Source organism: Pseudoxanthomonas sp. Root630 (genome assembly GCF_001427585.1).
Lineage (GTDB): Bacteria > Pseudomonadota > Gammaproteobacteria > Xanthomonadales > Xanthomonadaceae > Pseudoxanthomonas_A.
Genome location: NZ_LMGY01000015.1, coordinates 457,253 through 469,525, shown reverse-complemented (window position 1 = coordinate 469,525; position 12,273 = coordinate 457,253). Strand labels below are relative to the sequence as shown.

Annotated in this window: 10 protein-coding genes; 4 read left to right on the top strand and 6 right to left on the bottom strand. The window is 67.7% G+C overall.

Annotated features, from left to right (window positions below; genetic code table 11):
- Nucleotides 1–215: 215 nt before the first annotated feature.
- The 4 genes from ASD72_RS12310 to aceE all read right to left on the bottom strand — a co-directional run bounded on the left by ASD72_RS12310 (nt 216) and on the right by aceE (nt 4,833).
- Nucleotides 216–1,307: a crosslink repair DNA glycosylase YcaQ family protein gene (locus tag ASD72_RS12310; RefSeq protein ID WP_056880218.1), complete on the bottom strand. Its 1,092-nt coding sequence runs from the start codon at nt 1,305–1,307 to the stop codon at nt 216–218.
- Between the two features lie 34 nt (nt 1,308–1,341).
- Nucleotides 1,342–1,698, bottom strand: a complete 357-nt coding sequence (locus tag ASD72_RS12305; protein ID WP_081420314.1) for an addiction module antidote protein — start codon at nt 1,696–1,698, stop codon at nt 1,342–1,344.
- Nucleotide 1,699: 1 nt separating this feature from the next.
- Complete coding sequence (locus tag ASD72_RS12300) at nt 1,700–1,996, bottom strand: type II toxin-antitoxin system RelE/ParE family toxin (protein ID WP_056880217.1); 297 nt, start codon at nt 1,994–1,996, stop codon at nt 1,700–1,702.
- A 143-nt stretch (nt 1,997–2,139) separates the two neighbouring features.
- Entirely contained in the window at nt 2,140–4,833 is a 2,694-nt protein-coding gene (gene aceE / locus ASD72_RS12295; RefSeq protein ID WP_056880216.1) for a pyruvate dehydrogenase (acetyl-transferring), homodimeric type, read from the bottom strand.
- Nucleotides 4,834–5,080: 247 nt separating this feature from the next.
- On the opposite strand from aceE, the gene ASD72_RS12290 reads away from it, so the two are divergent.
- The 4 genes from ASD72_RS12290 (at nt 5,081) to ASD72_RS12280 (ending at nt 8,355) form a co-directional block, all read left to right on the top strand.
- Nucleotides 5,081–7,078, top strand: coding sequence for a SpoIIE family protein phosphatase (locus ASD72_RS12290; RefSeq protein ID WP_162250383.1), 1,998 nt, complete (start codon nt 5,081–5,083; stop codon nt 7,076–7,078).
- A complete protein-coding gene (locus ASD72_RS20635; RefSeq protein ID WP_081420312.1) occupies nt 7,050–7,487 on the top strand; it encodes an ATP-binding protein in 438 nt (145 codons plus the stop codon). Before ASD72_RS12290 ends, ASD72_RS20635 begins: the two co-directional genes overlap by 29 nt.
- The gene (locus tag ASD72_RS12285; RefSeq protein ID WP_155944619.1) at nt 7,484–7,870 is read left to right on the top strand and encodes an STAS domain-containing protein; all 387 of its coding nucleotides are present in this window, start codon (nt 7,484–7,486) and stop codon (nt 7,868–7,870) included. Before ASD72_RS20635 ends, ASD72_RS12285 begins: the two co-directional genes overlap by 4 nt.
- A 101-nt stretch (nt 7,871–7,971) precedes the next feature.
- Entirely contained in the window at nt 7,972–8,355 is a 384-nt protein-coding gene (locus ASD72_RS12280) for an STAS domain-containing protein (RefSeq protein WP_056880214.1), read from the top strand.
- Nucleotides 8,356–8,540: 185 nt separating this feature from the next.
- Here ASD72_RS12280 and ASD72_RS12275 read toward each other — a convergent pair whose 3' ends face one another.
- Nucleotides 8,541–10,838, bottom strand: a complete 2,298-nt coding sequence (locus ASD72_RS12275; protein ID WP_056880213.1) for an NADP-dependent malic enzyme — start codon at nt 10,836–10,838, stop codon at nt 8,541–8,543.
- A gap of 115 nt (nt 10,839–10,953) precedes the next feature.
- Nucleotides 10,954–12,261, bottom strand: coding sequence for a hypothetical protein (locus ASD72_RS12270; RefSeq protein WP_056880212.1), 1,308 nt, complete (start codon nt 12,259–12,261; stop codon nt 10,954–10,956).
- Between the last annotated feature and the right edge of the window lie 12 nt (nt 12,262–12,273).

Sequence of the window (12,273 nt, the reverse complement as noted above, 5' to 3'; positions counted from 1 at the left end):
GCCGCCATGGACATCTGGGAGGCCTTGCGCCAATGATGTTTGAGGCGGTTAACTCAAAACAAAGCCCCTAACCGTCTACGAAAGCGGGGGCGTACCACTGCCGACATTCGCCCCTCATCTGAATTCACCATACTCACATTGCTATCGTGCAGTTTAGGCGCTCGAAACGCACCGACTGCATCAGGTCGCCTTCGCTCGCTGGGCGGAAGGCATCATCAATGCAGCCTCAGGAAAACGCAAACTCGCTCCAACTCTACTTCAAGCGCAGCTTGAAACTCGGCATCCCTCGGCCCACGCCCATCCACATACCCAAACGTCGACCGCAACTCCCCACCGACCACGCTAAGATTCGCCCACCCGATCACCCGGTCGCCCCACAGCACCGGTAGCGCGTAATACCCCAGCTTCCGCTTCGGCGCCGGCGTGTACGCCTCGAAGCGGTACGTCCAGCCCCAGAACATCTCGAAGCGCCGCCGGTCCCAGACCACCGGATCGAACGGCGTCAGCAGGCGCACCTGGTCGTCAGGCTTCCAGCGCCGTGAGCGCGGATCCTCGTCCGCCGGCCAGTACCAGTCCACCCCATCGACCCGTGCCGTGCCCAACCGCTGGCGCGCACGCTTCAATGCCGCCGCACGCAGGCCCGTCCACTGCGGCACACCGCTGCGCAGGTAACCCAGCAACTGGCCCAGGCTGGCCGCCGGCAACGGCGCGTACTTGTTGACGATGATGTCGAGCAGCGCATCCAGCCGCGCCTCCGCATCGACTGCCGCGACCGGCGTCGCGTCACCGATGCGCGGCGCGTAAACGCGCGTGCCGCCCTCGCGACGCGCGACCCGCAGCAATCCGCGGTAGTGCATGCCGTCCAGCAACTGCGTGCTCGCGTTGGACGAGCCGCCGAACCAGTTGGTCGTCTTGCCATGACCGAAGTACGCATCCACCTCGCGGGGATGCGCCGTGCCGCGCTCGCTGACGAACTCCAGTACCGCACGCGCCTGCTTCCAGCGCGCGGGCGTCCACGCCTCGCGGGCCGTACGCGGATGCATCAGCTGGTGATGCGCGCGCGGCAGGAAGCCGTAGTTGACGAAGAAGTCTTCTTCCAGCGGCAGGCGTGGATACCGCCGCTCCAGGTCGCCGGCGCGATAGCCGGCGACGCGGTGGCGCAGGGTCAGGTCCTGCGCGCGTGCCGGCGCCCGGATCGGGTCCGCCTGCACGAAGCCCAGCCGCTGGATCGCCCGCGGCAGGGTGGTCGGTCTGAACAGGCTGCGGGCGATGGCATAGCGGCGCAGGTGATCGAGGGTAAGCGTCATGCCGAAGCTGCACGCTGCCGGACGGTGTTGGCACTCATCCCAGCTTGGTCGGCGCGTCCTGCGCCATGGCCCGCTTGCCCGCCCTGCGGCTTGGTTTGGCTCGCTTGCTAACCAGCGCAAAACGATAGCCCATCGCATCGGCCACCTTCAGCACCGTGCCGAAGCTTGGGTTGCCACTGCTGGAGAGTGCCTTGTAGAGACCCTCGCGCGTCAGTCCGGTATCGCGCGCCAGCTGGCTCATGTTGCGTGCACGCGCCGCCACACCCAGCGCATGCACCAGGAACGTAGGATCATCGCCGGCCTCCTCGAAGCACGCATCCAGATAGGCGGTGATATCCGCTTCGGTCTTCAGGTATTCCGCCGAATCCCACGGCGTGCTCTTCAGTGTCATGTCAGTTCTCCAACGCGTTCGCCAGCGCCAACGCCGTCTCGATGTCAGCACGCTGCGATGCCTTGTCGCCTCCGCACAGCAGCACCACCCATGCGTCGCCGTAGCGTGTGAAGTAAACACGATAGCCCGGTCCGCAATCGATCTTCATTTCGCACACCCCGCCAATCAGCACGCGGTGCTGTCCAGGATTGCCGAAGGCGAGCCGATCAATCCGCGCCTGTATGCGCATCCTCGCCTGCCGGTCGCGCAGCGAAACAAACCAGTCCTCGAACATCCGTGTCTTCCTGACCTTGACCATGCAGCGTCATCCATGACGTTGACCCAGCCCGGACTGTGAACCTTGGTTCACGGTCTGTCAATCGGTCGGCCAACAAAAAAGCGGCCATGGGGCCGCTTCTTCGTCCGGTCATCCTCTCCGCGTGCGGAGAGCAACGGCGTGCATCACACGGTAACCGGGTTCGCCTTGTCCACGTCGATCTTGTACTGCTTGATCGCGCGGGCGACGTCCTTGCCGGTCATCTTGCCTTCCTTCGCCAGGGCGGCGATGGCGGCGTGGGCGATGTAGTAGCGGTCCACTTCGAAGTGGCGGCGCAGGTTGGCGCGGGTGTCGCTGCGGCCGAAGCCGTCCGTGCCCAGCACCGTATACGCCGCCGGCACGAAGGCGCGGATCTGGTCGGTGTAGGCGCGCACATAGTCGGTCGCGGCGATCACCGGACCCTGGCGGCCTTCCAGCAGTTCCGTCACGTAGGCCTTGCGCGGCGTCTTCGCTTCCGGGTTCAGGCGGTTCCAGCGCTCGGCGTCGAAACCATCGCGACGCAGCTCGTTGAAGCTCGGGCAGGACCAGATGTCGGCGGTGACGCCGAAATCCTTGTCCAGCAGCTCGGCCGCCGCGATCGCCTCGCGCAGGATGGTGCCGCTGCCCATCAGCTGCACGCGCAGCTCGCCCTTCTTCGGCTTGCCGGCATCGGTGAGCAGGTACATGCCCTTGATGATGCCCTCGGCCGCGCCTGCCGGCATTTCCGGATGGGCGTAGTTCTCGTTCATCAGGGTGACGTAGTAGTACTCGTCCACCTGCTCCTGCAGCATCTTCTGCATGCCGTGCTGCAAGACCACCGCGACTTCGAAACCGAAGGTCGGGTCGTAGCTGCGCACGTTCGGGATGCTGCCGGCGATGACATGGCTGAAGCCGTCTTCGTGCTGCAGGCCTTCACCGTTGAGCGTCGTGCGGCCCGCGGTACCGCCCAGCAGGAAGCCGCGCGTCCGCATGTCCGCCGCCTGCCACGCGATGTCGCCGATGCGCTGGAAGCCGAACATCGAGTAGTAGATGTAGAACGGCAGCATCGGCACGTTGCTGACCGAATAGCTGGTGCCCGCCGCCATCCACGACGACATCGCGCCCGGCTCGCTGATGCCCTGCTGCAGCACCTGGCCCGACTGGTCTTCGCGGTAGTACATCAGCTGGTCGGCATCGACCGGCTTGTACTTCTGGCCGAACGGCGCGTAGATGCCGATCTGGCGGAACATGCCTTCCATGCCGAACGTGCGCGCCTCGTCGGCGACGATCGGCACCAGGCGCGGGCCGACCTGCTTGTCGCGCAGCGCGATGTTCAGGCCCTGCACGAACGCCATCGTGGTGGAGATCTCGCGGTCGCCGGTGCTCTTCAGCAGGCGGTCGAACGCCTCCAGCTTCGGCGTCTCGAACGACTCGCTGGCCTTGCGGCGACGCTGCGGCAGGTAACCGCCGAGCGCGGCGCGGCGCGACTTCAGGTACTGGATTTCCGGCGAGTCCTCGCCCGGGTGGTAGAACGGCACCTGCGCCGATTCTTCCAGCTGCTTGTCGCTGACCGGGATGTTGAAGCGGTCGCGGAACGTGCGGATGGCTTCGTCGTCCAGCTTCTTGGTCTGGTGGGTCGGGTTGAGCGATTCGCCCGCCGAGCCCATGCCGTAGCCCTTCACCGTCTTGGCCAGGATCACCGTGGGCATGCCCTTGGTGTTCACCGCCTCGTGGTAGGCCGCGTAGACCTTGTGCGGATCGTGGCCGCCGCGATTGAGGCGCCAGATGTCGTCGTCGGACAGGTTGGCGACCATGGCCGCCGTCTCCGGGTACTTGCCGAAGAAGTTGTCGCGCGTGTACTTGCCGCCGAACGCCTTGCAGTTCTGGTACTCGCCGTCGACGGTTTCCATCATCAGCTTCTTCAGCACGCCGGTGGTGTCGCGCGCGATGAGCGGATCCCAGTAGCTGCCCCACAGCAGCTTGATGACGTTCCAGCCGCCGCCGCGGAACACGCCTTCCAGCTCCTGGATGATCTTGCCGTTGCCGCGTACCGGGCCATCGAGGCGCTGCAGGTTGCAGTTGACGACGAAGATCAGGTTGTCGAGGCCTTCGCGGCCGGCCAGCGCGATCGCGCCGAGGGTTTCCGGCTCGTCGCTCTCGCCGTCGCCGATGAAGCACCACACCTTGCGGTCGGACTTCTCGATCAGGCCGCGGTGCTCCAGGTACTTCATGAACTGCGCCTGGTAGATCGCCGCCAGCGGGCCCAGGCCCATCGAGACGGTCGGGGTCTGCCAGTAGTCCGGCATCAGCCACGGATGCGGATAGGACGAGATGCCCTGGCCATCGACTTCCATGCGGAAGTTGTCCAGCTGCTGCTCGTTGATGCGGCCTTCCAGGTACGAACGCGCGTAGATGCCCGGCGCGCTGTGGCCCTGGATGAAGAGCAGGTCGCCCGGGTGGTTCTCGCTCGGCGCACGCCAGAAGTGGTTGAAGCCGACGTCGTAGAGCGTCGCGCCCGAGGCGAAGCTGGCGATGTGGCCGCCGAGGTCACCGGGCTTGCGGTTGGCGCGCACGACGGTGGCCATCGCGTTCCAGCGGATGATCGAACGGATGCGCCATTCCAGCGCGGCGTCACCGGGGCTCTTGGCCTCGTTCTGCGGCGCGATGGTGTTGACGTATTCGGTGGTCGGCGAGAACGGCAGGTAGGCGCCGGCGCGGCGGGTGACTTCCACCATGCCTTCGAGCAACTGGTGAGCACGCAGGGCGCCGTTCTTCTCGATCACCGCCTGCATGGAATCGATCCATTCGCGGGATTCCTGCGGGTCCGGATCGCTCTGCAACATCTCGTTCAACCAGTTCATTCCCACTCCTGTTGCGCCGCGCGTGGGGCGTGGCGTCGCCGATTCTTGTAGACCTTGAAGTGTAACGCACGCACCCCGCAGAGGACCTGGCTACGCAGGCGTATGGAACGGACACAACGTAGCTGTCCCGGGACAATGGAAGCACCAAAATAAGACCTTTGCCGTATTGCAACATTCCAATGCGCTTATGATCGGCGCAGGGGGAAGGTTCGGGGGCGGCATGCAAGACGCAGTGCCAGGGAACGTCGTGCCAGTTGCCGCCGGTGCTTCGCACTGGCGCAGCAGCCTGCGCACGCGCATCGCCCTGTGGGCGGGCCTGGTGAACGTGGTGCTGCTGGTGCTGCTGGTGCTGGCGACGTCGTGGTTCGCGCGGCGGATGATCCTGGACAACGCGCGCCGCGACACCCAGGCCAGCGCGCAGGAAGCCGTGCAGCGGCTGGACAACGCGATGCGCGTGGTCACCATCACCACGCACGGCATCTCCGACCTGGTGGGCTCGGCCAACCTGGCGCCCGACGAACTCACCGCCACGCTGCGCGCCATGGTCAAGGCGACGCCCGGCTGTGCCGGTGGCTTGCTGGTGCTGGAGCCGCGCACGCGCGAGGACATCCCCTTCGCACGTTACGTGGCGGCGAACGGGCGCGACCGCGACCTCGTCGCCGACGGATACCCCTATCGCGACCAGGGCTGGTACCAGCGCACCGTGGCGTCGCCGAGCGGCTGGTGGTCCGAGCCCTACCTCAACCAGACCGCGGGCGCGGTGTGGATGGTCACCTACAACATGCCGCTGCGCGACCCCGGCCGCGGCGCACGCACCCGCGGCATGGTCAGCCTCGACCTGCCGCTGGCCAACCTCACCGACATGGTCGAGTCGCTGGCGAACCTGCCCGGCTGGCGGGTGACGCTGGTGGCGCCCGCCGGCACGCTGGCGCTCAATCCGGAAGTGGGCGTCGAACGTCTGGAAACGCTGGGGGAGTACATCCGCCGCGCCGGCCGCACGGACCTGCAGGAAGCCGCGCAGGCCGTCAGGCTGCGGCGGCCGCTGCAGCACGCGCACGTCGATGCCGTCACCGGCGAACGGCGCTACACCGTCGTGGAGCCGGTGGGCGATACCGGCTGGAACCTGATGGTCGCGCAGTCGTACGACCTGATCACCGAGCGCCTCAACCAGGCGCTGTGGATGCTCGCCGCCGTGGGCACGCTGCTGGCGCTGGTCTGCATGCTGGTGGTGCGCAAGCTGGCGCGCCACATCAGCCAGCCGGTGGAACGCCTCTCGGCCTCCGCCGCGCGCCTGGCCGAAGGCGACTATGCGATGCCCGTGCCCTACGTGGGCCGGCGCGACGAGGTCGGCCAGATGGCGCGCACGCTGGAACACGCGCGCGGTTCGATCCAGCGGCAGCTGCGCGAGATCGAAGACATGACGGCGGCGCGCCAGAAGCTGGAAAGCGAGTTGTCCATCGCGCGCGAAATCCAGCAGGCGATGCTGCCGCCGGGCCGGGTGATCGACCGCGAGCAGAGCCACCTGGAAGCCTACGCGCGGCTGGAGCCGGCCAAGGCCGTGGGCGGCGATTTCTACAGCTTCATCGAAACCGGCACGGACGCGCTGTGGTTCGCCATCGGCGATGTGTCCGACAAGGGCGTGCCGGCGGCGCTGTTCATGGCCCGCACGGTGACCGTGCTGGAAGTGGCGGCCAGCAGCCATGCCAGTCCCGACCGCGTGCTCGCCGAAGCCTCGCGCCGGCTGGTGCAGGGCAACGATGCCTGCATGTTCGCCACCGTGTTGTGCGGGCGCGTCGACGTGCGCACGGGCGAGTGCGTGCTGGCCAGCGCCGGCCACGATGCGCCGCTCCTGCTGCACGCCGACGGGCGCCACGAAGCGTTGCCGCTGCAGCCCGGGCCACCGCTGGGCTTCGAGGTCGGCGATGCGTTCCCGGTGTGGTCGGGCCGGTTGCCGGCCGGCGCCACGCTGCTAGCCTGGACCGACGGCATCACCGAGGCCTTCGACCCCGAGAATGTCGCGTTCGGCCCCGAGCGCATCCCCGGCGCACTGCGGCCCGGCGCGAACGCGCGCGAACAGTGCGAAGGGCTGATCGCTGCGGTTCACGCATTTACCGGCAGCGCGCCGCAATCGGACGACATCACCGCTCTGGCCATCCGCCGCCGGCTGGACAGCGCCCCCGCTTCCCCCGAAGCTCCGCCATCACAGGAGACCGCGCATGCAGATGCGACTGTTCATTCCCCGTGAGCACGCCCGTGTCGACGACCTCAACGCGTCGCTCGAAGCCGTGCTGGCCAACAACGGCGTCAGCCGCGCGATCCAGGGCGACGTGCGCCTGATCGTCGAGGAGCTGGCGAGCAACGCGATCGATCACGGCGACCTCGCCCGCGTTGATGCCGAGGAACACGAGCTGTGCGTGGACATCGGCATCCGCGACCACCTGCTGACTCTCGAGTTCCGCGAGAGCGGCATCCCGTTCAATCCGCTCGACCAGCCAGCGCCCGACCTGGACGCCGACATCCTCGACCGCCCGACCGGCGGGCTGGGCCTGCACCTGGTGCGGCAGGTCTCCGAGGACGCCCACTACGAACGCGTCGGCAACTACAACGTGCTGCGGCTGACGCTGCGCATCCCCACCGAGGAGACCGCATCATGAGCCTGGGCATCGACATCCTGCCGCCGGGCAAGGGCAGCCAGCGCGTGGCCGTCAGCGGACGCCTGGACACGCACACCTACGAAGACCTCGACGAGGCGCTGGCGCCGATGCTGTCGCGCCAGTTGCATTCGCTGGTGCTGGACCTGTCGGGGCTGGAGTACATCAGCAGCGCCGGCATCCGTTCCATCTTCAAGGCGCGCAAGGCGCTGGCGCCGCATGGCGGCAAGGTGCTGCTGGTCAACCCGCAGCCGCAGATCCAGAAGGTGCTGGACATGGTCAAGGCGGTACCGTTGAACGAGATCTTCTCGTCGACGGCCGAAGCCGACGCCTATCTGGATGCGATGCAGCGCAAGGTCCTGCAGGCCGGGGAGGACGACGACTGACGGACGCGGGCCGCGTCGTCTCGCTTTTGCTTTACGATCCGACCTCCCTCCCCTCCATACCCGGGCCCCCCACCCGGCACATCCGTTGCACGAGATGCCCGATGACATTGGAGATTGAGGTCTACCCGCCGGTGAACGGCAACCAGTACGTGCTGCTCAGCGGCCGGCTGGATACGCTCAGCTACGCGCAGCTGGACGAAGCGCTGGCGCCGATGCTGGCGGCGCGTCCGCAGGCGCTGGTGCTGGACCTCGCCCACCTGGACTACATCAGCAGCGCCGGCGTGCGCAGCATCCTGAAAGCGCGCAAGGCGCTGGCCCCGCACGAAGGCCGCCTGCTGGTGGTGCATCCGCAGGAACAGATCCGCAAGGTCATCGAGATCGTGCAGGCCGTGCCGATGGACGAGATCTTCGAATCCACCGCCGATGCCGATGCCTACCTGGATGCGCTGCAGCGGCGGATCCTGGATGGCGAGGAAGAGGCATGACAGCCCGATGTAGGAGCGACGTGAGTCGCGACCGCATGAATCAAGCGTCTATGGCGTGTCCATGCATCCGGTCGCGACTCACGTCGCTCCTACAACAGCCCAGCCAGAAAAACGCCCCGCATGCGGGGCGTTTTTTATTCCGGCGTAAACAACCTGCTTAACCCGGCCTGCTCAACCCGGCCTACTCAACCCGGCCCGCTGCGCTCGGCTTCGCGCTGCTGGCGGATCTGCGCGTCCACCGCGGCGATCGCGGTCATGTTGATCACGCGGCGCGGCGTGGCGCTGGTGGTCAGGATGTGCACCGGCCGCGAAATGCCCATCAGGATCGGGCCGATCGCCACGCCGTCGGTGACCACGCGCACCATGTTGTAGGCGATGTTGGCCGCATCCAGGTTGGGCATGACGAACAGGTTCGCGCGGCCGGTCAGCGTGCTGCCCGGCATCATCCGGCTGCGCAGCACTTCGTCCCATGCCGTGTCGCCCTGCATTTCGCCATCGACGTTGAGGTCCGGCTTGCGCTTGAGCAGCAGCTCGCGCACGCGGCGCATCTTGATCGAACCCGGCGTCTCGTGGCTGCCGAAGTTGGAGTGCGACAGCAGCGCGATGCGCGGCTCGATGCCGAACAGCTTCAGGCGGTACGCCGCCTGCAGCGTGGCCTCGGCGATCTGCTCGGCGGTCGGATCGTCCTGCACGTGCGTGTCCAGGAAGAAGTACGCGCCCTGGTTGTTGATCACGCCGGTCATCGCCGAGGTGGACTGCACGCCCGGGTCCAGCGGGATCACGCTGCGCACGTAGCCCAGCTTCTTGTGGAAGCGGCCGACCAGGCCGGTGATCATCGCGTCGGCTTCGCCGCGCGCCACCATCACCGCGGCGATCAGCGTCGGCCGCGAGCGCATCAGGTTCTTCGCCGCCGCCGGCGTCACGCCGCGGCGCGCCGTCAGCGCGTGGTAGTGCTGCCAGTAATCGTTGAAGCGCGGGTCGTCGTCCTGGTTGGTGACCTCGAAATCGACGCCGGCGCGCATGCGCAGGCTGAGGCGCTGGATGCGCGCATCGATCACGTCGGGGCGGCCGATCAGGATCGGGAACGCCAGGCCTTCGTCGATCACCGTCTGCACGGCGCGCAGCACGGTCTCTTCCTCGCCTTCGGCGTACACCACGCGCTTCTTGTCGGCGCGGGCGCGGTCATACACCGGCTTCATCATCAGGCTGGTGCGGTAGACGAACTGGCCCAGCTTCTCGCGGTAGGCCCACATGTCCGGGATCGGGCGCAGCGCCACGCCGGAGTCCATCGCGGCCTGCGCGACCGCCGCGGCCACTTCCACCAGCAGGCGCGGATCGAACGGGCGCGGGATCAGGTATTCGGGGCCGAAGCAGGGCACGTCGTCGCCGTAGGCCGAACCCAGGTCGGAGGCCTCGCGCCGCGCCAGCTTGGCGATGGCGTGCACGCAGGCGACCTTCATGTCTTCGTTGATGACGGTGGCGCCGACATCGAGCGCACCGCGGAAGATGTACGGGAAGCAGAGCGCGTTGTTGACCTGGTTCGGGTAATCGCTGCGGCCGGTGCCGATGATGACGTCCGGGCGCACGGCCTTGGCGTCGGCCGGCAGGATTTCCGGATTCGGGTTGGCCAGCGCCAGGATGATGGGCTTGTCCGCCATCGTGGCGACCATCTCCGGCTTGAGGATGCCGCCGGCCGACAGGCCCAGGAAGATGTCCGCGCCTTCGACGATCTCGGCCAGCGAACGCTTGGCGGTGTCGCGCGCATAACGCGCCTTGTCCGGGTCCAGGTGCGGGCGGCCGCTGTAGATCACGCCGTCGCGGTCGAAGGCGAGGATGTTCTCCGGCTTCAGGCCCAGCGCGACCAGCATGTCCAGGCAGGCGATGCCGGCCGCACCGGCGCCGCTGGTGGCCAGCTTCACGTCGCCGATCTTCTTGCCGACCACTTCCAGCGCGTTGACCACGGCCGCGCCGACGATGATCGCGGTGCCGTGCTGGTCGTCGTGGAAGACCGGGATCTTCATCCGCTCGCGCAGCTTGCGCTCGACGATGAAGCACTCCGGCGCCTTGATGTCTTCGAGGTTGATGCCGCCGAAGGTCGGCTCCAGCGAGGCGATGATCTCGACCAGCTTGTCCGGGTCGGTCTCGTCGATCTCGATGTCGAACACGTCGATGCCGGCGAACTTCTGGAACAGCACGCCCTTGCCTTCCATCACCGGCTTGCCGGCCAGCGCGCCGATGTTGCCCAAGCCCAGCACGGCGGTGCCGTTGGTGACCACGGCCACCAGGTTGCCGCGCGCGGTGAGCTCGCTGGCGGTGTTGGGATCCTCGACGATCGCCTCGCAGGCGTAGGCCACGCCCGGGGAGTAGGCCAGGGCCAGGTCGCGCTGGGTCAGCATCGGCTTGGTCGGGGCGACCTTGATCTTGCCGGGCGGGGACAGCCGGTGGTACTCGAGCGCGGCCTGCTTGAAATCGTCGTTCGTCATCGCGGAAACGGTGCCTGTGGTGAAGGCGGGGGAGCGGCAATTCTACCCGGTCCCCGCCGGGGCCGGATTCCGCGGAATGCGGCGCTGCGTCACGCCGCGCGCGCAAACGCCCCGCTCAGGGTGTCATGAAGCGGCAAGCATCGCGTGGCTGCGACGCACGGCCGCAGGTCTCGCGGAACGCGCCTGGCGCGGGCTTCTCGCCGGTGTCCAGCCAGTGCTCCAGCACCTGCAGTACGGTGGTGTAGGTCGCATCCTGCAGACGGCTGTGGTCCTGCTCGTCGGTCAGCGCCTGCAGCAGCAGGCGGCTGCGTCCGGCAGCGGCGACGGTCGCCGCGTACGCCGCGTCGGCTTCGTAGGACACGGTGGGGTCGTGGCGCGCATGCACCGTCACCGTCGGCAGCACGATCAACCCGGACAGGTCGGCGTCGTAGGCCAGCACGGCCACGGCGGCGGGATCGGCGCTGAAGCGCTCCACGCCCGCGTTCAAAGCGGTGTCGTCGCGCGACCCGCGATAGAGAGTGGCGCTGTTGTCGAACGGATTGCGGCCGCCGAGACGCTTCTGCACCACGTCCTGGAAATGGAACGTGCCCCATGCCAGGTGCGCGACCAGTTGCTTCTCGGCCACGCCGGTGACCGCGAGGATGTCGCGCAGGTTCGCCGCCTGCATGGCCGAGCGCTTCGCGGCGGGAAGATCCACGCCCGTGCACGCGTTCACGCGCGCACGCAGTTCATCGCGCGTCATGCGTGCGGCGGCCGGCAGGCCCTGCCAGAGCGGATACTGCACTTCGCCCTTCGCCGGATGGTTGCGGCAGTAGTACTGGTACACCGCACGCAGGTCGGCACGGAACCCGTAGCCGCGCGTGCCGCCATACAGCATGCCGTTGGTGCTGAGCACGCCGTCGTAGTTCGCGCGGCCATCGATCTCCAGCGCGTACAGCTCGGCCGCTTTCGCCGCCACGTTGCCGCCCCACGACTGGCCATGGAGCAGCGTGCGGTCCGGTCGGCCCCAGCGCGCCCAGAACACGCGCCGGCTGTGCTCCACATCGGCCGCCGCCATGCGCACGCCGTAACCGCCGCGGCGATACGTGGTGCCGATCCAGGCATAGCCTTCGCGCACCACCACCGCGAAACGGTCCAGGTCCTCCGCCGAATCGCCCGCCTTCGGCGCGCCCAGGCGCGGCCCGCCGTGCGCATGCACGATGAGCCGCTTGTTCCAGGCCTCGGGCACCGCGACGAGCAGCCACGCGCCCTGCGCATCGCGCCCCTCGTGGCAGGCGACCTTCGCCCCGACGGACGCCGGACACGGCACGGTGGCGAACGCCACGTCGGCGTCGGCCGCTGTCGCCGCCTGCACGGCGGGCGCGGATGCGCCCAGGCAGGCGGCGAGCAGGAGGCCTCGCCAACGGCGGTGCGGAGATCGCATGGCGGGGGGCAC